This is a genomic window from Dictyobacter vulcani, assembly GCF_008974265.1.
Classification (GTDB): domain Bacteria; phylum Chloroflexota; class Ktedonobacteria; order Ktedonobacterales; family Ktedonobacteraceae; genus Dictyobacter; species Dictyobacter vulcani.
Genome location: NZ_BKZW01000001.1, coordinates 481,341 through 501,542, shown reverse-complemented (window position 1 = coordinate 501,542; position 20,202 = coordinate 481,341). Strand labels below are relative to the sequence as shown.

13 protein-coding genes are annotated in these 20,202 nt (G+C 47.7%); 9 read left to right on the top strand and 4 right to left on the bottom strand.

Going from position 1 to position 20,202, the window contains the following annotated elements; genetic code table 11:
• The first annotated feature begins 124 nt into the window (after window positions 1-124).
• Both KDW_RS02040 and KDW_RS31485 read left to right on the top strand, forming a co-directional pair.
• Window positions 125-649, top strand: a complete 525-nt coding sequence (locus tag KDW_RS02040) for a hypothetical protein (RefSeq protein ID WP_151754423.1) — start codon at window positions 125-127, stop codon at window positions 647-649.
• 156 nt (window positions 650-805) lie between these two features.
• Window positions 806-964 (top strand): hypothetical protein, encoded by a 159-nt coding sequence (locus tag KDW_RS31485; protein WP_162004877.1) that lies wholly within the window; start codon window positions 806-808, stop codon window positions 962-964.
• Between the two features lie 827 nt (window positions 965-1,791).
• Here the strand turns inward: KDW_RS31485 and KDW_RS02035 are convergent.
• Window positions 1,792-3,045, bottom strand: a complete 1,254-nt coding sequence (locus KDW_RS02035; RefSeq protein ID WP_151754422.1) for an ISL3 family transposase — start codon at window positions 3,043-3,045, stop codon at window positions 1,792-1,794.
• 195 nt (window positions 3,046-3,240) lie between these two features.
• On the opposite strand from KDW_RS02035, the gene KDW_RS02030 reads away from it, so the two are divergent.
• The 7 genes from KDW_RS02030 to KDW_RS02000 all read left to right on the top strand — a co-directional run bounded on the left by KDW_RS02030 (window position 3,241) and on the right by KDW_RS02000 (window position 14,444).
• Window positions 3,241-3,810, top strand: a complete 570-nt coding sequence (locus tag KDW_RS02030) for a hypothetical protein (protein ID WP_151754421.1) — start codon at window positions 3,241-3,243, stop codon at window positions 3,808-3,810.
• Window positions 3,811-3,934: 124 nt separating this feature from the next.
• A complete protein-coding gene (locus tag KDW_RS02025) occupies window positions 3,935-5,269 on the top strand; it encodes a hypothetical protein (RefSeq protein ID WP_151754420.1) in 1,335 nt (444 codons plus the stop codon).
• A 603-nt stretch (window positions 5,270-5,872) separates the two neighbouring features.
• A complete protein-coding gene (gene grpE / locus KDW_RS02020) occupies window positions 5,873-6,583 on the top strand; it encodes a nucleotide exchange factor GrpE (RefSeq protein WP_151754419.1) in 711 nt (236 codons plus the stop codon).
• A gap of 129 nt (window positions 6,584-6,712) precedes the next feature.
• Window positions 6,713-8,380, top strand: coding sequence for an Hsp70 family protein (locus tag KDW_RS02015; RefSeq protein ID WP_151754418.1), 1,668 nt, complete (start codon window positions 6,713-6,715; stop codon window positions 8,378-8,380).
• Between the two features lie 75 nt (window positions 8,381-8,455).
• The gene (locus tag KDW_RS02010; protein ID WP_151754417.1) at window positions 8,456-10,495 is read left to right on the top strand and encodes an Hsp70 family protein; all 2,040 of its coding nucleotides are present in this window, start codon (window positions 8,456-8,458) and stop codon (window positions 10,493-10,495) included.
• 14 nt (window positions 10,496-10,509) lie between these two features.
• Window positions 10,510-13,497: a double zinc ribbon domain-containing protein gene (locus KDW_RS02005; protein WP_151754416.1), complete on the top strand. Its 2,988-nt coding sequence runs from the start codon at window positions 10,510-10,512 to the stop codon at window positions 13,495-13,497.
• A gap of 32 nt (window positions 13,498-13,529) precedes the next feature.
• A complete protein-coding gene (locus KDW_RS02000) occupies window positions 13,530-14,444 on the top strand; it encodes a GAP1-N2 domain-containing protein (RefSeq protein ID WP_151754415.1) in 915 nt (304 codons plus the stop codon).
• Between the two features lie 31 nt (window positions 14,445-14,475).
• Here the strand turns inward: KDW_RS02000 and KDW_RS32170 are convergent, their stop codons facing one another.
• The 3 genes from KDW_RS32170 to KDW_RS01985 are packed head-to-tail and all read right to left on the bottom strand — an operon-like array spanning window position 14,476 to window position 20,081.
• The gene (locus KDW_RS32170; RefSeq protein ID WP_151754414.1) at window positions 14,476-15,297 is read right to left on the bottom strand and encodes a hypothetical protein; all 822 of its coding nucleotides are present in this window, start codon (window positions 15,295-15,297) and stop codon (window positions 14,476-14,478) included.
• Between the two features lie 34 nt (window positions 15,298-15,331).
• Window positions 15,332-16,579, bottom strand: a complete 1,248-nt coding sequence (locus KDW_RS01990; protein ID WP_151754413.1) for a hypothetical protein — start codon at window positions 16,577-16,579, stop codon at window positions 15,332-15,334.
• 28 nt (window positions 16,580-16,607) lie between these two features.
• A complete protein-coding gene (locus KDW_RS01985) occupies window positions 16,608-20,081 on the bottom strand; it encodes a GAP1-N2 domain-containing protein (RefSeq protein WP_151754412.1) in 3,474 nt (1,157 codons plus the stop codon).
• Window positions 20,082-20,202: the final 121 nt, after the last annotated feature.

Genomic DNA, 20,202 nt, shown 5'->3' with positions numbered 1-20,202 from the left:
TTTGCCGTCAGATCCGTTTCTATTAATGTTACTGTTAATCACAAAAACTATGGATTAAGTAAGCTAAGCTGATATAAGTATCCCTAAAAAGCTCTTGAAAGATTGGGAGTAGGAGTATCATTAGATGACGCAGCAACAATCCATCGACACTTCCTCAGTAGATACCCAACAGGCTACGGCAAAGATATCTCAGGATTTGGAAGCAGCTAGACCATTCTACTTAGAACGATACAGATATATTCTTCAACAGACCAACGCATTGAACGAAAATGGTCATAAATATCTGGCTCTGTTTCAGACGCTGGCAACTGTGATCATTGGTGCCGGGATTACGCTCTTTCTGAACTGGCGAAGTTGGCACATCATGCCTGAACAAGCCAGTTCAGGCATGCAAACGTTGCTCGGATTACTGATTATAGATACGCTGTTTGTAGTTATCTCACTTTTAAGTGGGATCTTTTCCTGGCTGGATTATCGACGAGAAGAAACAGTAGTGCTCAAACATGCTCTTGGAGAAAGCTTTCGTGAGCCGCCACGCTTTCGCAATTTCTGGCGCTGGTACGAGACATATATGATACTCTTTATTTTAATTTTTGTTATTATTATAATCTTTTATGTGGAAAGCCAATTTATTCCGCAAATACACTAATATATTAACAACGGCGTAAAATTGGCTCTCTAGCAAAGTTAGTATAACCGGTTGCTTGAACTCGGCAAGTTTGATCTGCTAGACTAGCGCTGCTAGTTTCTTTGTATCGAACTTTATAATTGAAAGGGAGTACGTGGCAGGGAGGGTTTCATACCTATGCAAAATGCGCCTCCTCCTCCCAGCCAATTCAATCCGAATATTCCTCGTGCCCTGGAGGAAATCATTTTGCGTTGCCTGGAGAAGGAACCCGAAAGGCGCTACCGTGATGGGAATACCCTGGCTCGTGCTCTCGAGGAGAATTGGATTCCTAAATAAAGTCAGAAGATTGGTGAATTCCATTTCTGTGGGAAGCCAACTCCTTGCAGTGCTCGTGGGTTCTCATCAATAATGAAGCAGTGCTCGAAGGGACATCCCTCATGGGATTTCAGATTCAACCAAATCGATGGGGCCATTGGACGAACCTTTGGTTGGCTGATCTGTCCCCAGCGCCTGGTGCATAATTACGAAAACTAGCCTGCACATGGTATGTTTCTGATCCTGATTTCGCTCTCTCAGCTTATGCTTGCTCCGTTTGCTCCTCGCTTTCCTTAAGTTCTCAGACACACACTGAGCATGCGAATCTGACCTATACCTATCCTCTGCAGAGTTTACCGACTTTTCTGAGTCCGTAAAGAATGAACCAGAAATTATAATGTGGAGCACAACAGATGTCGTTACGTCATTTAGATTATATTCCTTGCGATCTGACACGCTACAGCCAGCAAATTCTGCCAGCCTGGCGCGATGCCCAGAGCGGATTTCTGCAGCCGCTACGCGAGATTATGGCTTCAGCCAGCCATTTTTCCACCTGGTTCGTGTTTAATATCCCTGATCCATTACCCGATATTTTCTTTGCGGGACCACGATGCGCCTTTGGCTGGGATCTTTTAAAAAAGGATCGGAGCGTCTGGCCCCAAATTCTAGACCCTCGTGATCTGCCATCCCCTCTGCGCGATATTCTCCTTCAGGATGCAGAGGAGAAACGTGAATTAGATATCTGGGGACTCTTCTCTCGCCACCTCCCTGCATTTCTTGAGGGTAATGAGAATGCCCAGTCACAAAGATTTGGTTCTCCGTCCTTTGGGGGAAATGATGAGGTATTCTCATACCGTTCCTCCCAGAAGAATACGTACACGGAGATTACGAAAATTACGATAGCCATACGCCTGGCGCATCATGGCTTTGGTTCGATTGTTTTTGTCTTCGACAAACCCATTGGTGAGACGATTTGGCAGAAAGCGGAAAAACGCCAGGATTTCTGCTTTCCAATTGACAAAGGTTGAAAGGGCCTGGCGCATGGGCTCCGGCCCTGTTTCCCGGACCTGTATGATCCAGGCATCGAGTTGCGCCTCAGCGGTTTTCATGGTGGCTTGAGCATACCAGGTTCGCAACGCTTCTTTGAGCTCCCACGCGTGCGCCAGAGCAGGCAGATGTGTGGCAATGCGAGCCCGTTCGTGCTCTTGTTCTGCCGTCAGATCTTCTTTAGCACATAGGAACAGATGTTGTTTGCGATGCAACAGGATGCACCCTTCTTTTTTATGAGCCCAACTGGAAACGACTTTGCGAAAGGCTTTCATGAGATGCCCAATGACATGAAAATGATCCACCACAATCTGCACCTGAGGCAGCGCCTTTCTGACAGCAGGAGCAAAGGAAGCGCTCATATCCATGCTCACTGCCTGGACGTTTTCAGGATGCTCCAGCCGGTTGAGCAAGGCAACCACATCGTCGAGTTTGCGACCAAGGCAGACCTCCATCACCTCTCGCTGCTCCAGATTACAGAGAATGGTTGCATAGCGATGACCTTTACGCACGGCAAATTCGTCAATTCCCAAAAAACGAGGCGTGGGCAACGGGCCAAGAGCATGCTCATCCAGACCTCGAGCTTGCAAAAGAGGCGTACTCAGGTGGTGCAAACACTCCCGAACAAAACGCGGACCCACCGCAAAGGTGTCTGCCACCTGTTCTACTGGCTGGGTCATCGCGTGCTTCCCAAGCGTTTCCCGCAATCGTCTGGTTGTCCTTCTCCGACGGCCACAGGCCTTATCCGGCTCCGTAAAGGTGTGGAGACAGGTGCTACAACGAAAGCGACGTTTGATCACGATCAGGTTCACACGAGAGGTTCGCACCATCAAATCGCGCTTGACACGATCGCGACGATCATGAATACGATCACAGGAGACCTGACACTGAGGGCAGATCGCTGTCTGCTGCTTCGCAATCACTCTGACGCTCACACTTCCATCGTGATGCCACGTTTGGCTCACGACCTGGAACTCAGGCAAATCAAGAGGAATGAGAATTCCTTCCTCAAGGGCTTTTCCTTTGTCGTATTCTTTGGTATGCTGGTCTGGCAAGGCTTGTTTCTCCTGAACGTGGTGGTGTTTGTTTTCTTACCAAGTTCAACGAAGAATGAGCCTCTTTTTTGTTCTCCTTTCTGCTGTCTGGCTGTTTTAGTTAAGCTCATCAGTTCCCCCTAAAGGACGGAGAGCCAAAGATTTCTCTTGCAATGCCTCTTCTATACGTTTTGTTGTCAGCTTCCTGAGGAAACCATGCTCGATAGTCGTGTACTGATAGAGGAGGGAGTTTCTTTATGGGAAGAGTATATGGCCAGGAGTTTACAGGTAAAAGCGCTCTGGGATACATTTAGCCAACCAGCGCCGCAACCGCTGGCCGATCAGTTGCTCGCCCCCAGAAAGTATCAGGACTATCTCGCCTCGTCTCGATATCCTGAGGCTTTTGCACGCACCATTCTTCATAATTCTGACGTCTTCGGTTTCATTGATCATGAGGAAACGGTTCACTTGATCACCAATCTGCCCACCATGGCACGCCCCGATCTGGAGGGCATTGTAGGTGGATGTGTACGCGATCGAGACAATAAGAAATGGCCTCTGCCCCCAGATTTAGAACAATTGTATCGCAAACAGTTCTATGGTGAATTACAGAGTCTGGACGTTTATCGCTCCATGTGCGCCTACTGGAACGAACATTCTCACGAGGAATTTCAAAGTAATGTCGATACATACTATGAGTGGCTACACCGCACGGAAGAAACGATGCTGGCCCGCTTTCGGTACGCCGCAGAACATGGTTGGGGCATGATCGAGATTTGCGTCTAACATCATCTACTCTACGCTGGATGCGGACGGCAATATCAATTATGTGCCGGTGCCGCAAAAAATCGGCCCTTGACACCATCCCAGGCGATCCATAGTTATTACAGGAGACACCCAAAGGAAACTGATGCAAATAGAAGATTTTCAAAGAAGTTTACAACGTGGCCTGGGTCGCATTATCTTGTATTTACAAGAGCACGATGCTACGCCCTATCAAGAGTATATTCTGGATGCATGCTTGCACAACAATACATATGATCCTCAATCAGAAGGCAACAAAGCGCAGTACCTCTACGAAATTATACAGCTTACGCATAAAGAGTCCTTTTACCGTGAAGCAATCTTACATGCCATGGCAACAATTCCTCCTCCCATATCTGAGTTCGGCGATGATCTTGATTGGGATGTGAGTCAGTTCTTTGATTTTGGACTGATTTTTGCGCAGCAGGGAGATAAAGAAGCCCGGCAAGCGATGTATCAGTTGTTTCTCAAACGTGCCACCCGCGGATGTGAATTTGGAGCTTATGATCTGATCGATCTGGACGGCCTGGATGGTTTTCTCTTTGTGGCCAGACACCTCTATCACATAGCGGGCTCACCCAAAGATCAATTGGATAGATGGTACCTGAAGACAATCGAAGAACGATTTGGCCACGAGAGCGTGCTGCACTACATTGAGCAGGCAACGACCACTGAGCCACTGCTCACATCCTTTATTAATTATCCACGGGAACAGAAAACGACGCTAGAAAGTGGAGACAAGCATGTTATTGAGGATTATGAATATGCCAGGCAATTGATCGCCGAGTGGAAAGTGAAGTCCAGTCAAGAGCGCCAATATGGAGCCTACAATCTGGGACGACTTGCTTTCTGGGGGCGTCGGGCCACTGATGAAACTCTTTTGCTTGCTGCCAACGATCTTCTGAACACGACTAGTGATAATATACTTCCCTATCTTGCTATCTTTCGCAACAGACCGTTCCCACTCGATTATCGAGATGTGTTGCAGTGGACCAGGAACGAGAACGCCGATATTGCTGCCCAGGCGCTCGCCGCGCTCGTGCCTGTTCATGGTCCAGCAGTTCGCGCTCTCGCATTGCAGCTCATACATGATCCAGAGAGGATAGGAGACGCTTTAGATCTCTTGATCAATAACTATCAGGAAGGTGATCACCTACTCATAGAGCAATTTCTGGCCAACCTGAATGATCCTGATGATTTTCACAATACCGGTTATAGCATCCTCAAGATTTTTGAGCAAAATCCGACGAAAGATTGCCAACAAGCGCTCATTCAACTTTATGAACGAGATCCTTGTGCCTATTGCCGTGAGAAAGCTGTGCGCCTCTTGACAGAGCGGCAAGTCTTTCCTGATTGGATGGCACAAGAGTGCCTGCACGATAGCAGGCCTGGCATTCGTGAGAAGGCACAACTATGGCTGAATATGACATCCCAACTTTAAATGGGACATTCTAGCATAGGTATCTCAGTGAAATTATTTCTTGCTACGTCAGCTTGTGAAACCACTTCGTAAGTAGAATCAGAATAGCCTACTATGAGACAAAAAATAAAGCTGACTGTAGCTTACTCGCGATATCTATCCGTAGCGGTGCGCAGCTTCGCGCAAGCTTGCTGGTTCTGGATTATCGAGCAGGCGCTGTAACTTCTCAATGGTTGGTTCAAGATTTTCGGCAGATGGTTCGTGGGCGTCAAGGGGAGCGGCTTGATCAATGGCTCAGGGTGGTGAAGGAGAGCAGTCTTCCAGAGTTACAGACCTCCGAAGTACACGAAAATCCCACCTCTTTCCGGCAAGCTATTCCTCTTTATAGCAGATAGGAAAAGTTAGTATTGATGCTATTACAAGATCCCCGAAACCCTGTTAATTCCGCGCAGTGTCTCCAACAAACTTATCCATACTATTACTTGACAGTCTTTTATATTCGGAATATACTACAAAAAAGTTACTTATTCAATAATCTAAACAAATCTATTTTCGTCTTGCGAAACGCACAGACGCGAAGAAAATCCTATTGCTTTTTCTTCATTTATAGAATGAGGTTCATGCATGCTAGAAGAACAATCGGAAACCGTTGCTGACAGTACGGTATATTCTTCAACTCCACAGGATATCTCTACAACGCAATCACCAACAGCTATAGCAACTTCAACAAACTCACCCACCGAACTAGATGCAGTTCCTGAGCTTGCACTTGAGACTAAACCTGAGCCTGAGACAAGCGCGTCTACAGAGTCACCAGCGACAGGTTTGCTCACTGAAACGCTGCAAGGCATCCAAAGCCTGGAGTCAGAAATACAGGCGCTGAAACGGGATTTCGACACCAAGGTCAAGTATGATGAGAGCAAAGAGCGCATGATCGATGTCCTGCATAGCGAGTTACAGAGTCATCGCGAAGGACTACATTTTAAAATCTTACGCCTATTATTTATGGATCTCATCTCTCTCTATGATGATATGAATCGTATTATTGAGAATATGTCCACAGATTTCCCAGAACTGGATCAGGCAATCGTCTCCAATGTGCAATCATTCGCGGATAGCGTAGAAAAATTGCTCATCAATAACGAGGTTGAACCTTTTCAGATGGAAGAGGAAACATTTGTCGCCAATAAGCAACGCGCCTTAAGCCCCATCCCGACTGACGATGCGACACTGGATAAGCACATCAAACGACGTGTACGCAAGGGCTTTCGCTACGACAACCGCATCTTACGTCCCGAAGTTGTCGAAATCTATCGCTATAGAGCTACGCAATAAGCGCAAACACAGCACTGCTTGATTTTGATGGATACGCTCCCGGAACAATCCGGTCAGTAGCAATTATTTTTTCTTTAACCAGCATATGAAATAACTATTTCATCTATATTCTCGTGAGGAGACAAAAAAGTGAGCGATCAGACAGTAACAACCGTCTTCGGCATCGATCTTGGTACCACCTATTCTTGTATTGCCTATGTTGATGAATTTGGCAAGCCCGTCGTTATCCCGAATCTGGAAGGCGATTTAACCACCCCATCCGTTGTACAATTTGACGATGATAGCCGCATTGTAGGTAAAGAGGCCAAGAACAACGCAGTCCTTTTTCCCACGCAGGTTAGTGAACTGATCAAACGCTACATGGGTGAAACCGAATGGCGCTTCAACTACAATGGGATCGACTATACCCCCGAAGAAATCTCATCCTATATTCTGCGCAAATTGGCGGTTGATGCCGAGCAAAACACCGGTATTCCGGTCAAGGATGTGGTGATTACCTGTCCTGCCTACTTCGGTATCGCCGAGCGCGACGCCACCACACGAGCAGGCGAAATCGCAGGCTTTAACGTCAAAGAAATCATTAACGAGCCCACTGCGGCAGCAGTGATGTATGGCCTCCAGAATGAGCAGGATCAGGTGGTACTGGTCTATGATCTAGGTGGCGGTACCTTCGATATCACTGTGATTGAGATCAAAAATGGCGCAATTACGGTAGTGGCGACTGGCGGTGATCATACCCTGGGTGGGCGCAACTGGGATGCAGCGGTAGTACGCTATCTGGCCGATCAATGGATGAGTGAGGCGGATTCCAACGATGATCCCAGCGACAACGAAGAGACGCTCCAGGATTTATGGCTGCTCGCCGAAAAAGGCAAACATTCTCTGACGGCCCGTAAGGAGACCGCCGTGGCAGTAGCCCATGCTGGAAAACGCATCGGCATCACCCTCACACGCGAAAAATTCGATGAGCTGACTAATTTTTTGCTTGAGCAAACAATCGATTTCACCAATGCCACCATTAAGGCCGCTCAGACTCGTGGCTATGACCATTTCGATCAGATTCTCCTGGTCGGTGGTTCAACCAAGATGCCGCAGGTTTCAGAGCGGCTCAAGAATACTTTTAATATTCCCGTCAAGATGTTCGATCCAGATCAAGCCGTCGCGAAAGGTGCCGCCGTCTACGGCCGCAAGCTCGCTATAGATGAGAAAATTACGGTTAAAATCGCCGAACTGACCGGACAAGACGAGAAAAATGTCAATCTCGAAACCACCCCCGAGACCATCGTAGAGCAGGCGCAGCAAGAGGTAGCACAGGATAACGGGCTAAAATTGCATGCGGTCAAAAAATACAATGATATGTCCGTCACCAATGTTGCCAGTCACAGCTTTGGCATCATCGTGCTCGATCCACGCACTAAAGAGGATATTATCTATAACCTCGTGCTGGCAAATGATCCGTTGCCCACCACCAACACACAAACCTTCTATACCGAAGAAGCAGAACAAGAAACGGTGGAACTCAAGGTATTGGAGAATAAGGGAACCGACACCATAATTAGAGATCTCACGTTGGGTGAAGAGATCGGCAATGCTGTCCTGCATCTACCACCACACCTATCCGTGGATCATCCCATCGAGGTCACCTTCAATCTCAACCGCGAGGGACGCCTGCATATTATTGGACGCGAACCGGTCAGCAACGCCTCAATCGAAATTGAAATTGAGACCTCACGTGGCATCACCCAGGAAGAGGCAGCAGAAGCCAAAAAGCGCTCCAGTCGCCTGGTTATTTCATAAGTAGCCCCGATCCCTTGCATCCTCATTTTTCACATAAGTTATAGCAAAACATTAGAAGCAGCGCGGAGTCATCGCATGAGTACTGTTGTCGGCATCGATCTGGGAACCACTTATTCGGTGGTTGCCTATGTCAATGCACAGGGCAAACCAGAGATCATTCCCAATGAGGATGGTAAGGCCACGACCCCATCCGTCGTTCAATTTACAGCCCATGGTCCTATCGTCGGAGCAAGTGCTAAAGAGGCCCAGGCCAATGGTGATAAGGATGCCGTGGCTTTTTTCAAGCGTAGCATGGGCGATAGTGAGTTTTTACTATCACTCTATGGCGAAGACTATACGCCAACGAAACTTTCTACATTGGTCCTGCGCCAATTGAAAGAACAGGCCGAGGCGTATCTAAGCACGCCTGTGACCGACGCGGTGATCACTGTGCCTGCTTACTTTACGCATCTGCAAAGAACTGCCACCATTGAAGCGGGCCAAAAAGCTGGCCTCAATGTACTCAAGATCATCAGTGAACCGACCGCGGCTGCGCTGGCCTATGGCCTACGTCCCAACGCCCAGGCGCAACGCGTACTGGTCTATGATCTGGGTGGTGGCACCTTTGATGTCTCGCTGGTTGAAATCACGGACGCTGAACTGAATGTACTGGCAACCGATGGCGATCATAAGCTGGGCGGCAAAGATTGGGACGATAGCCTGATTACTTACCTCGCCACCCAGTTCGAACAAGAATATGGCATCGAGTTGAATGATGAGGAGTTGAACGACCTGAGTGTCCAGGCCGAACGACTCAAACATACGCTCTCGATACGGCAAAGCGCTACCATCCGTATCCAGGGTAGTGGGCAAGTCGGCAACTATACGGTCACACGCACGCTCTTTGAAGACATCACGCATGATCTGATGGAGAAGACGAAGCTCCTCACTGAGCGTGTGCTGAGCGCTACGCATCTCACATGGTCCGACATCAATGGCGTACTACCGGTCGGCGGCTCCACGCGCATGCCAGTCGTGCGCACATTCATCGAACAAATGTCAGGGAAAGCTCCTATGAGTGGGATCAATCCTGACGAAGCGGTTGCGCTGGGTGCAGCGATCCAGGCAGTCATGGAGCTAGAGCAACGTGACAAGCCCTCTCTGCACTTCCGACTGGCGGGACGCAAGAAGACAACCGATGTTATCGCGCACAGCCTCGGCTTGATCGCTGAAAATACAAATAAAACACAATACATCAATAGCTTTATTATCCCAAAAAACCTGGCTATACCCACCACGCAAACTCGGCCCTATCAAATGAAAGTTCGACGAGGGGGCGACACGCGTTTGGAGGTATTCCTGACGCAGGGCGAAAGTGAAAATCCACAGGACTGCACCTACCTTGGCCTGTACGTTTTCATCAACTTCCCTAAAATTGCGAGCAGGATCACCCAACTCGACATTACCTACTCCTATGATAAAAATGGTGTGGTCAATGTCTCAGCCATCGAAAAGAGTACCGGGCAGCCCCTGACCCTCAAGATCGAAGATCTGCCAGCCGATATCCCTGGGCGTTTCCTTGAGCCGCCAGTCATACCGGTAGCACCACAGCCACGAACGGTCTATCTGGCCTTTGACTTATCGGCAAGCATGAGAGGACAGCCACTTAAAAAAGCGCAGCAGGCCGCCAGAGACTTTGTGCTCAAAAGTGATCTGGAATACACCTCAATTGGCTTGATCTCCTTCTCGAATCAGGTCTATGTCGATCTCGAAGCGACCCATGATGCCACTAAAATCAAGCGTGCAATCGATGAACTGATCATCGGACGTACCGGTTACGGCAACCTGGCTCATCCATTCAAAGAAATTTCCCGTCTCTTTGATGGGGTGAGTGGATTGCGCTATGCTGTAGTGCTGGCCGATGGGGCATGGGTCAATCAAAAAGCAGCGATTCAAGTTGCCAAAAGATGTCATCAAGAGCAAATCGAGATTATCGCCATCGGCTTTGGCAAGGCGAACCGCAATTTTTTGAACCAGATTGCCTCCTCATCTGAACAAAGCTTTTTTACCAACCTGGACAGCCTGAGCGAAACATTCAGTACCATCGCCCAGGAGATTGCCGGAATGCCAGTTTAAGAGATAGATAACATATGAGTACAACACAGCCAACAACTAATTATTTTATTTTGCTCGATATTAACCCTGATGCTCCCTGGAATGAGGCGGATTTTGAGAAAAGGGTACGCGAGAAGAGGAACCAGTGGACTCGTAAGGCAAATGGTGTGGGAAAATCAGCACTGATTGCCAGGCAGAGCCTGGCTCAGCTTAAGGGCTACGAGATGCTCAAGAAGCCACTGGAACGCGAGAAGCAGGCGCAGGCAGCCCGTATCGAACGCGCCTCCGCCCAGGGCGAGGCGCGTTCACGCTTGCAAAAGCGCCTGGATTTCATTACTCCCAAAGGCTATATCGAACCAGATGAATTCGCCACATTGATCAAAGATTACCCGATGCTTAGCGAGCAGGATATCCGTGGAATGTTGTCAGTCCCTGTAAAAACAAGCCCCAGCCCGGCAACCAGCACGACTTCAGCTATCCAACCACTTGAACCCTCTACATTTAAGAAAATTAATGAATCACTATCTATTCTGAATATGTCTACCCTCTATGAAGTGCTGGGACTCGATCGTACTATTTCCAACGAACACCTGCTACAGGCCGCCGAAAAGCTTTATAATGATATGGCAAAACGGCAACCATCCTCAGAGGTTGATGCCAAAAAGGATTTGGCGGGACAGGCCAGAGTAATCTTCAAAACAGCAGAGATGCGGCGCAGCTATGACGAGAGTGTCCATCTAAGCACACTGGAAGAAATCCTAAAGCATCTCTCAGAGTCTATCAGTCATAACATGCTTAAAGAAGTGACGCCAGAGCAAGAACAGGTTTTTCTGGAGCAAGCACGCAAGGCTGGTTGGAATGAGGAGGTGGCTCGCGAGAAGTTAATCGAGCGTGCACGCAAGCGCGGCTGGTTTATACATATGCCGGCCAGCAAACCACAACCACAGGCGACGAAGTTACTTCGCTGCGGACGCTGCAAACATATGAACGAGCCCAACCGTAAATTTTGCCAGAGCTGTAACCTGGAACTGCTCACTAGTTGTCCCAGTTGCGGAACAACGGTACAGGCTGATGGTATCTATTGCGGCGACTGTGGCTTCGCCATCGGTAATCATTATCGAGTTGACGACCTGCTCGAAAATTTTCTACATACTCAGGATCTAGCGACCGCACAAAGCCTGTTAGACGAGGCTGCCACGCTCTGGGGTCCGGCAAAACCAGATGAGCGCGTGCAAAAAATCAACGCCTATCAAGCCAGACTGGACAAGCAACGTCAGGAACAACAAGCATTCCAGCAACAATTGGAAAAACTCATCGAAGACAGGCAACTGTTCGCGGCCAAACGCTATCTCGACAGCAATCACAACCAGATCGCCGAGGCTAAAAGCAATCAGAAGCGCATCGATGATGGCATAACTCAAGCACGCAACTTGCTCAATACGGCCCAATCTACCAGGGATCGCGAAGAAAAAGCCAATCTTTATCGCATGGCACTGCGCATGTGTAGCGACTATGCCGAAGCACGCAAACTGCTCAGTGAGATGCCACCCACGCCAGCGGCAGCCCTGCAATCCCGTGTCAATGGCACCCTGGTCATTCTCACCTGGAATGAATCACCGACACAAGGCGTTCGCTATCAGATTGTTTGCAAAGCGCACAAGCAGCCCATCTCGCCCGGCGACGGTACGCTACTGGCAACTGTAAGCGCCACTACCTACAATGACACGCGGGCCGAAATCGGCGTCCCCCTATACTATGCCATTTTTACTGAATGTGAAGGGATCAGTGCCTCACAGCCAGCTTTACTCAGCACGCCCATCTTCCTGCTACAGGATATCCAGGATGAGCTTATCGAGGTCGGCAATCAGCACATTATCCTGAAATGGAGCGCACCGACTAACGTACAGACCATCATTGTGATCAGAAAAGAGAATCTGGCACCACGCACAATAGATGATGGGCAACGCCTCATGCTCAGCGAAAACTCACGACTGATCGATACCAATGTACTGAATGGGCGCACCTATTACTATAAGATTTTTAGCCAATTTAGCAATCAGGGTCAAACATTGACCTCAGCAGGAAAAGTTATCCAGGCACGACCCGAAGCTCCACCTGCCGTCATCATGGAGTTGGATATCAGCAATGAACGGCAAGCACAAGGCTATCGAGTGCAACTCAAATGGAAGGCACCGTCCAAAGGCAAAGTCGTCATCCTCAAAAGTAAACGTAGCACAAAAATGGCCGCGGGCGAAATCATTTCCATTGAGCAATTACAACACCATGGAAATATCCTGGAGGGACAGGGCGACAGCCTTAGCGATGAATGGTCCAACCAGGGCATCTATTACTATACGCCTGTGGTCAGCTTTGGCGGCATGGCCTATATCGGAGCGGAGGTCCATTACGCCTGTATCGACGAGGTGAAGAATCTACGGGCGGAAAATCTCGGCAGTGCCCTGCGCCTGCAATGGGACTGGCCGCCAACCTGTCAGGAGGTCACCTTAGCCTATACATATGATGGATGGCATGGAAAAATGGTCTTTTCACGCACAATCACGCGTGCCGAATATACTAATTTTGGCTATTTTGATATTCGCGGCGAGGAACAGCAGGACTACTTTATACGTATCACAAACACGATCCGTCAGGATCAACAAATCATCTCTTCCGCGGGAGCCCAGATACAGGCCAGGCTAGCCAACAAACTGGAACTCAGCTATGAAATCAAGAAAGCGCTACTTGGCAATAAACGCACGCTCCATATTTATGCGCCCACACCAGGGACCGTGCCCTCCCTCTCACTGGTTGTACGTCGCGACCGCCTCCCAGCCAAAAAGACCGATGGAGAACGACTATGGCGTATCCAAGGTCCTATACATATAAAGAAAGGACTCAGCTTCCCACTGCCAGACAGAAAATATGAAGCGTACACCTTCTGCAAATTATATGCGGAAGAGGATAGCGCCTACGACAATCTCAAAATCCAGCATCCCAGCGACAGCAAACTCAGGCTCGACTGATGCTCATGTGCAGGAGAGGATAGAGAAAAAAGATGGCGATCCGGCAACACTATTACACATCATACACGAGCCATGGCAGCGGACACGCAGGTTTTCAGGTCAAAGCTATGTCCCCCGCGATTACGCCGTCCGACCAGAATATGCTTGCGCGCCTGCTCGCCTATCGCATACCGGCGGGCATGGATGTCTTCGAGGTCGAGCGTCATCCCATCGCCTTGCGCTACTACTATCAGAATGCGGAGAGCAGTCTGTTGATCAACAGCCAATCTTGCGGCAATGATAACTATGGACGACCGGGAAACTTTTTCGCCCATTCGCTGATCATGCCACCGGATCTCTTCACCAGCATCCCCCCCATCTTCTTCTGGCAAAGTCCATTCTGGCAAAAAACAGCCAGCGACGAACAAACAGAGCTAGCGGTACTGCCAGAATTGGATGTCGATCCTTCATTCGACATTGAACAGGTCTGGATGCTGCTACAAAAAGAACCTGCACGGCAGACCCTCGCAGCCCTGATGTCCGCAGTCATCCATCTAGAAGAGAGGGGACGACCGATTATCATCATCGACAGCGCCGAACAGGTCGCACTATGGATCGCCGCCCTGAGTTGTCTGCTACCACCAGCCTATCGCCCACTACTCAGCTTCGCTACCTGGCACCATAATCCCCGGATGTCCTCATTCGCCATCACCGGGAGCGTACCGGAGGCCCAGTTTCAAGTCAACGCCAGCGACTACCACACCTACTTCATCCTCAACGGAGTAACAGGAGAAAGAAGCCAGGAAGAGGATTCAGCATATGCTCGATTGATCGCCAGCATCACCAGCGAAGAACAATATGAAGCAAGGCTGCTCCCCTTCTTTGAAGCCAACACGGAGCAATGCGTAGCCCACGCACGCATCGACCACGAACTCGATCAGCTCGCCGCAACCTGGATACATGCATAACCTTAACTGTAAAGGTTATGAGTATGCGTCGCTATGAGTTTATTTTGAAGAGATAGACATCAATAATGACGACATCATTGGTTTCGGCAGTATTGAAAAGCGGTTGATAAGGCACAGCATCAGCAAAAGGTGCAAAGCCATTTTTGCCTAAATCTCTTAGAATCGAGTATACTTTTCTAGCAACATCCTGCGCACGCCCGATATTATTATCATCCGTACCGCCTTCGACAATGACCAGACCAACACGGCGACCACGCAATTCAGGACGAGCTTTAATATCTTGCACTAATTTATTAATGGCATCCTGATTTCCGTCAAGAATACCCTGCGTATCCTCATTGGCAAACCGCATCTGCTTGTATGCCGTTTCCAGACGATCAGGTTTAGCACTACACTTCCAGAGTGCAGTCACAGGCACGGCATTGGCAGTGCCTGTGAACGTAAAGGAACCATTCTGGCAAGGCACCGCTGACAGATTAATGGTAACCTTTTCACCAGGATTGATGGTCCCATTGGTCTGGGTATATTTTGTGTTGTCAATGGTATAGCTATAGTGAATAAGATCGCTGATATCACTCTGCAGCGACCATTTGACGGACACCTTCGAATCAGGACTCTCAGCAAGCGTTAATTGGCCCACGCAACGCGGCGTATTGACATTGCCAGCCGAGCATTCCTGCTCGTTAGCAGGTCTCACTATTGATGGAATAACAATAAGTTTGGGTGGCGCGGCAGGCAAAGGCGGCGGCACACCAGGAATGGCGGCCAGAAAGATCACCATCAAGCCAAGCAATAAGTCGGCAAAAAGCCAGCCAGCCAACAGAACGGGACTATTTTGTACAGGACGCAGCATATTTGATCCTCTCTTTTCTTACTTGCTTGCTCGATCAGACAGGTACTTTGGCTGCGATACGCCGCGCAACTTCGCTCATGTTCACGGTCACACCATTGATATCGGCCACACTCCGGTCAATCTGTTTGATGATGCTATCCATAGAACTCGTATTCTTGAGGATAGACGAGACCAATTGTTCCTGAGCATCGTGCTCCTTATGAAGTTGCGTGACCAAATCCTTCTGCTCGTCAGTATATTTTGCGACATTGCCAGCCAGGGTTTTAGCCACATTGACTGTGCCATCCAGAGTCGTCAGCACGGTATTGAGCTTCTCACCCCATAGCTTCTGCTGCGCGACCACTGCTTCCTGGGCGCTCGCCTGCCGTGTCAGTTGCTGCTGAATGTTACTAGAGTTCGTCAGCAAGATTTTTTGCTGACTGGCCGCCTCCTGAGTTGGAGTGATGAGCTGATGAATGGTTGTATCCAGTACGCTGTGTGATTGTTTGAGATCGCGTATAGAGGAAGAAATATTATCCATGCTCGTCACCAGCGACGACTTAAAGGCATTGAAGAGGGCAAATTCCGCTTTCTGACGCTCAGCCAGTTGCGTCATCTCCACACGTTCCGCCTTCATCTGCGCCTCAAGGCCAGCCACCACCGTATTAAAGTTATCCACCACCGTATTGAAGCGATCCACAAAATTGATCGGCTGTGATCGATTACGGGTCGAGAGGAAGAGGGATGCACCGGCCAGCGCATGCGCCAGATTATCGCGCAACTCCTCCGCCTTTTGATCCCGTTGCAATTGCCAGATACTGGTCACAATCGACGAGGCCATCGTTAAACAAATGATAAAAAGAATGAGAACGACATCTATTCCGGCAACGCCAGCCAATCTATCATACCAGGGAACATTATTATTGAAGCCACCCTGCCATAATTGCAAGAAAGGGGTCGTACTATATTTGGGATACTGGGTCACGAGCGTATAGTAAGCAGGGATCGCCTTTGAAATGGCCCACCAGGTAAAGAAGAGCGGCAAGAAGATACAAATATTTCTAACTGAATCAATCCCTATGATTGCATTATCAATCTTCTGCTGCACACGATAGCGATTGACGATAGCATCGATATTAATCAAATTATAAATATTATGACCGGACCAAGCATCCGCATACTTGCCACCATCAACTGCATCGCGCAGCTCTGTCAAACGAATAGCGCCTTTTGGATCGCTACTATCGACCTCTTTAGCCAGATCAGTCAACTGATCAATCACAGCATCTTTATCATTCAACATAAATAATCAAACACTCCTTTGCACATAACTACCGCTTTTTTTGCTGTCTATAACGTTCTAAAACATTTTTATATCTTTTAGTGGTATAAGGATGATTTTCCACAGCATTGTCAAACCATCTACTTATTCCGCCTTTATACCTAAAACAATAATCCAACCAGTATTCCTGGATGAAAACTTCTATCACAATTCTTAAATCATCCTCGCTATATAATTTATTGTTAATAAATTTTCTATAGCTACTGCTCACTTCTTTGCATTTTTTGCATATATTGTTTATTTTGTTGACTATTTTTTCATCTCCGTAAAAATCGAAGCCAGAGACGGTATTATAAAACAATTGTTGCCGGGCCAGAAGATTAATGCTTGCATTAATACTCAGACTTTCATCTCGGTGATATGCCAATCTTTCTCTTTCATGATCTCGCAAAAGTTCAATTAGCTTGTCATGTGCTGGCCGATTTTTATTGCGATCAGCAACATAATCAAAATAAATAATTTTCAATTTATCTATGCGCTGAAAATCCTTCAACGTAATACCATGCATTTCCCCGTCTATAAATCCATAGTAAGCGACGTATTCTTCATCTTCTGACGAGGCATAGGGGTGTAACCTGAAAGATATATCTGGTAACGCTTGCGCTGAGTCTGGAAGCATATGTGAGGATGGTACATGCTGTTCAGATGAACGCAAGGAGATTTTAGCTTGTGGCATGGGTATGTTTACTGGAGATGGGTTCTTTGGCGCGGTAGGCACTGTTTTCACAGTTGATTGCGGAAACTGGGAGTAAGCAGCCAGCCCTACAGGTGCCACAGGTGCCTGTAACTTCGATTTATAAGTTAGAGCATGATCTGGCGTAATGGCAACGATCTTCACAGTTTCTTTCTTTCCTGGAAAGAAGCGCTTGATGTTGTTAGGCCCATCAGGACGTACATCCCCAAGATACTTTTTCCAGATCTTCCACTCATTGGTCCCCCATACCCTTTTATCATTGATATAGTCAAAGATCTTTTTATCTGCATTTTGAAGCAGTTGCTGAAATATTCGAGGCAAAGCTTCATTTCTCTTAAAATTATGATCTATCTCTTTCTGATCCAGATTCCTGGCAATAACATATTGCAAATATATCAGCAAGCGCTGGGGATTATTGTTTACTTTATCTGATTTGCTCACATAAGGAGCAATGCTTTCGATAAAATCAAAGTAGATAGAATTAGTTTTTATAGAAAATAAGCATACTGGAGCTATAGTTTCAAGGATGCGATGTAAATCATCTTCATCCTGAATAGCGGGAGTGATGTATTGGAAGAAAGCATCCCAATAGGTGCTCTTCTTTCCTAAATCGCATACAGTAATAGCTTCGGCCAGTGCATGTAATTTTTGCTCATTTGTGACCAGTTTGCGTGCTTCAGCCTCCCGTCCAATCAAAAGCGTTTGTCTAATTAAACACCAATTTTTAGCTGCGACCCGCTCTTCGAAACGACACTGTTCACTATTGAAAACAGTATCCAACACTGCGCCTGTCCCCGCAGCTTTTAATATGGATATATCAAGCTTCTGCCGCAGAAAATGTTCGACACAATCTTGCACAATAGCTTGATCCGGAGCAACTAATAAAAGATATTCCCAGTGCTGAAGAAAGAGAGAATGTAATTCATCTACATCCATTCCGGTCTGCTTCAGTATCAACGCGATTTCATTAACATCCAAACAGTGCGCCTGCAAAAGACGATCCACGGCAGAAGAGTTGAGCATATAACCGTTTTTGCTCAATGCTTTTAAATGATAGATGGCCAATGGAGCTGCACCATGAGCAAGTTCAACAAGTGCTTGTTCATAATAGATCTGGACGGCAGAGATAATCGCAACAAGATCTACATCAACTGGAAACTTATCTTGATTATGGAGAATCAGACGTACAATGGCTTTGACTTTCCAGGAGCCTGGAATATCCCAGTTACAGAAAGATTCGATGTCAGTCCAGGTAATATGAAGCCAGTCAGCAACCATCTCATTAGAGATATCCCTCACGTAGGCGCAATTTTTCAGGATGATTTGATAGACGTCATCACCAAGCAACTCATAGGGATATTGCTGCTCATCAGCTTGTAAGCGTGGTGCAAGGTCTGTTAGTAGTTGCTTCCAAAGCTCTGGTCGTTGCGTGGCCGGGGCGATGATTTCCAGTACGGGAAGATAGGCATCGGCTTTAAGCTGATTACCATCTATCAGCTCGATGCGGATAACGTTGCCGAGAAATGTAGCAAATTTAGCAAGGATTTGCGGCAAATCCTTGCTGGTGGTGGCATAGGTAGCAAGATTCATCCATAGCCTTTGTCCTGCATCTTCCCACCATGTCGTGCGGTTCGGGCTTTCCTTAACCAAAAATGATAGGATCGCAGAGCACACACTATCCTGCGCCAGCAGGACAACAGCATTTTCAGGCCGCAAGATCTGCTTGATATTATCAGTATTGAAATGATAATCGGAAAATAATTGATAGGTCCCCAGAAAAGAGGATAGATTATTGATCTTCCAGCTAAGAGTCATATCAAAGAAGGTCTGTACTGCCTTCCAATCTTCAAAATTGCCAGATAGAAATTTCTCCACTGTAGCATGAGCATAAGTGGTGCACGCTTGCAGTTGTTCAGCGCTCTGCGAACTCTGTAAAGCCTGATCCTGGTATATATCAGCCTCTTGCAGGAGCAGGCTTCCATCCAGTCCATAGCCCCATTTCAAGACAAAGCCTGGATGTGATGGCTCGCGCTGTAAATTCTCCAGCGAAGAGAAACAGGTCGCGACAATCTGCGTCGCAGGATGGTCCTCAAGCTTGCCTTCATATGTACTAAACGTAACCTGCTTAGCCAGATACGGCGGCAGACAATGCAATAGGCCCCAGATAAGCTCGGCATTGCGCTCTGCCGCACTATGAATACCATCCGCTGCATATGTTTCCAGATAGACGTTCTGCCAGTTCTCAAGCGTGAGATAAGTTCTGACCAGTATCTCCAAATTTTTTTGATAATGGCGCTGGTTGATATGTTCTCGCATCATCGTAGCCACACTGAGAGATCCCGCTATAAGATCTCTTTTTTGCACAGCAGGCAATTCTACCTGCTCGGCTGACAGGAGACTATCGCGGACCTGCCAGAAGGGCGAATGCCAGGAGTCGATCACCTCAAGAGGAGTTATATCGTTCAGGTTCGCCAGCACATGGATGAAGAAGACGCCCGCACGGCCATAGATATCTTTACCGGCATAGACGCGATGCATCAAGAGTGGACCATAACGTTCCGTGGCGATGTAGGCCAGGCTATAGGGAGAGGAAGCAGTGGTAATATTATACGGATTAATATCATCAGGCAAGGTATAGTGTAAATATTTTTCGATCTCTTGATAAACCTTATCCTGAAGATTGAGCAAGCGCGGCGAGGCGGCCCGTACCCTGTGCCCGATGACGCTGCCTAAGCCAGTCGTCGACCAGGTATACCAGAGTTGATCCATCGCATGTCCTTCCTATCTAGTCTAGCTACTATTTCTTTCCATTCAGATGAAAAAACTGCCGCAGTATTTTTTAGCAACAAGCATTGCATTTCTGAATGGATATGGCATAAGCATCATTTCT

Excerpts from the sequence above, each read along its gene's own strand:
- KDW_RS01990 (WP_151754413.1), bottom strand. The coding sequence starts at position 16,579 with ATGTTGAATGATAAAGATGCTGTGATTGATCAGTTGACTGATCTGGCT.
- KDW_RS32170 (WP_151754414.1), bottom strand. The coding sequence starts at position 15,297 with ATGCTGCGTCCTGTACAAAATAGTCCCGTTCTGTTGGCTGGCTGGCTT.
- KDW_RS02000 (WP_151754415.1), top strand. The coding sequence starts at position 13,530 with ATGGCGATCCGGCAACACTATTACACATCATACACGAGCCATGGCAGC.
- KDW_RS01985 (WP_151754412.1), bottom strand. The coding sequence starts at position 20,081 with ATGGATCAACTCTGGTATACCTGGTCGACGACTGGCTTAGGCAGCGTC.
- grpE (WP_151754419.1), top strand. The coding sequence starts at position 5,873 with ATGCTAGAAGAACAATCGGAAACCGTTGCTGACAGTACGGTATATTCT.
- KDW_RS02030 (WP_151754421.1), top strand. The coding sequence starts at position 3,241 with ATGCTCGATAGTCGTGTACTGATAGAGGAGGGAGTTTCTTTATGGGAA.
- KDW_RS02025 (WP_151754420.1), top strand. The coding sequence starts at position 3,935 with ATGCAAATAGAAGATTTTCAAAGAAGTTTACAACGTGGCCTGGGTCGC.
- KDW_RS02040 (WP_151754423.1), top strand. The coding sequence starts at position 125 with ATGACGCAGCAACAATCCATCGACACTTCCTCAGTAGATACCCAACAG.
- KDW_RS02010 (WP_151754417.1), top strand. The coding sequence starts at position 8,456 with ATGAGTACTGTTGTCGGCATCGATCTGGGAACCACTTATTCGGTGGTT.
- KDW_RS31485 (WP_162004877.1), top strand. The coding sequence starts at position 806 with ATGCAAAATGCGCCTCCTCCTCCCAGCCAATTCAATCCGAATATTCCT.
- KDW_RS02005 (WP_151754416.1), top strand. The coding sequence starts at position 10,510 with ATGAGTACAACACAGCCAACAACTAATTATTTTATTTTGCTCGATATT.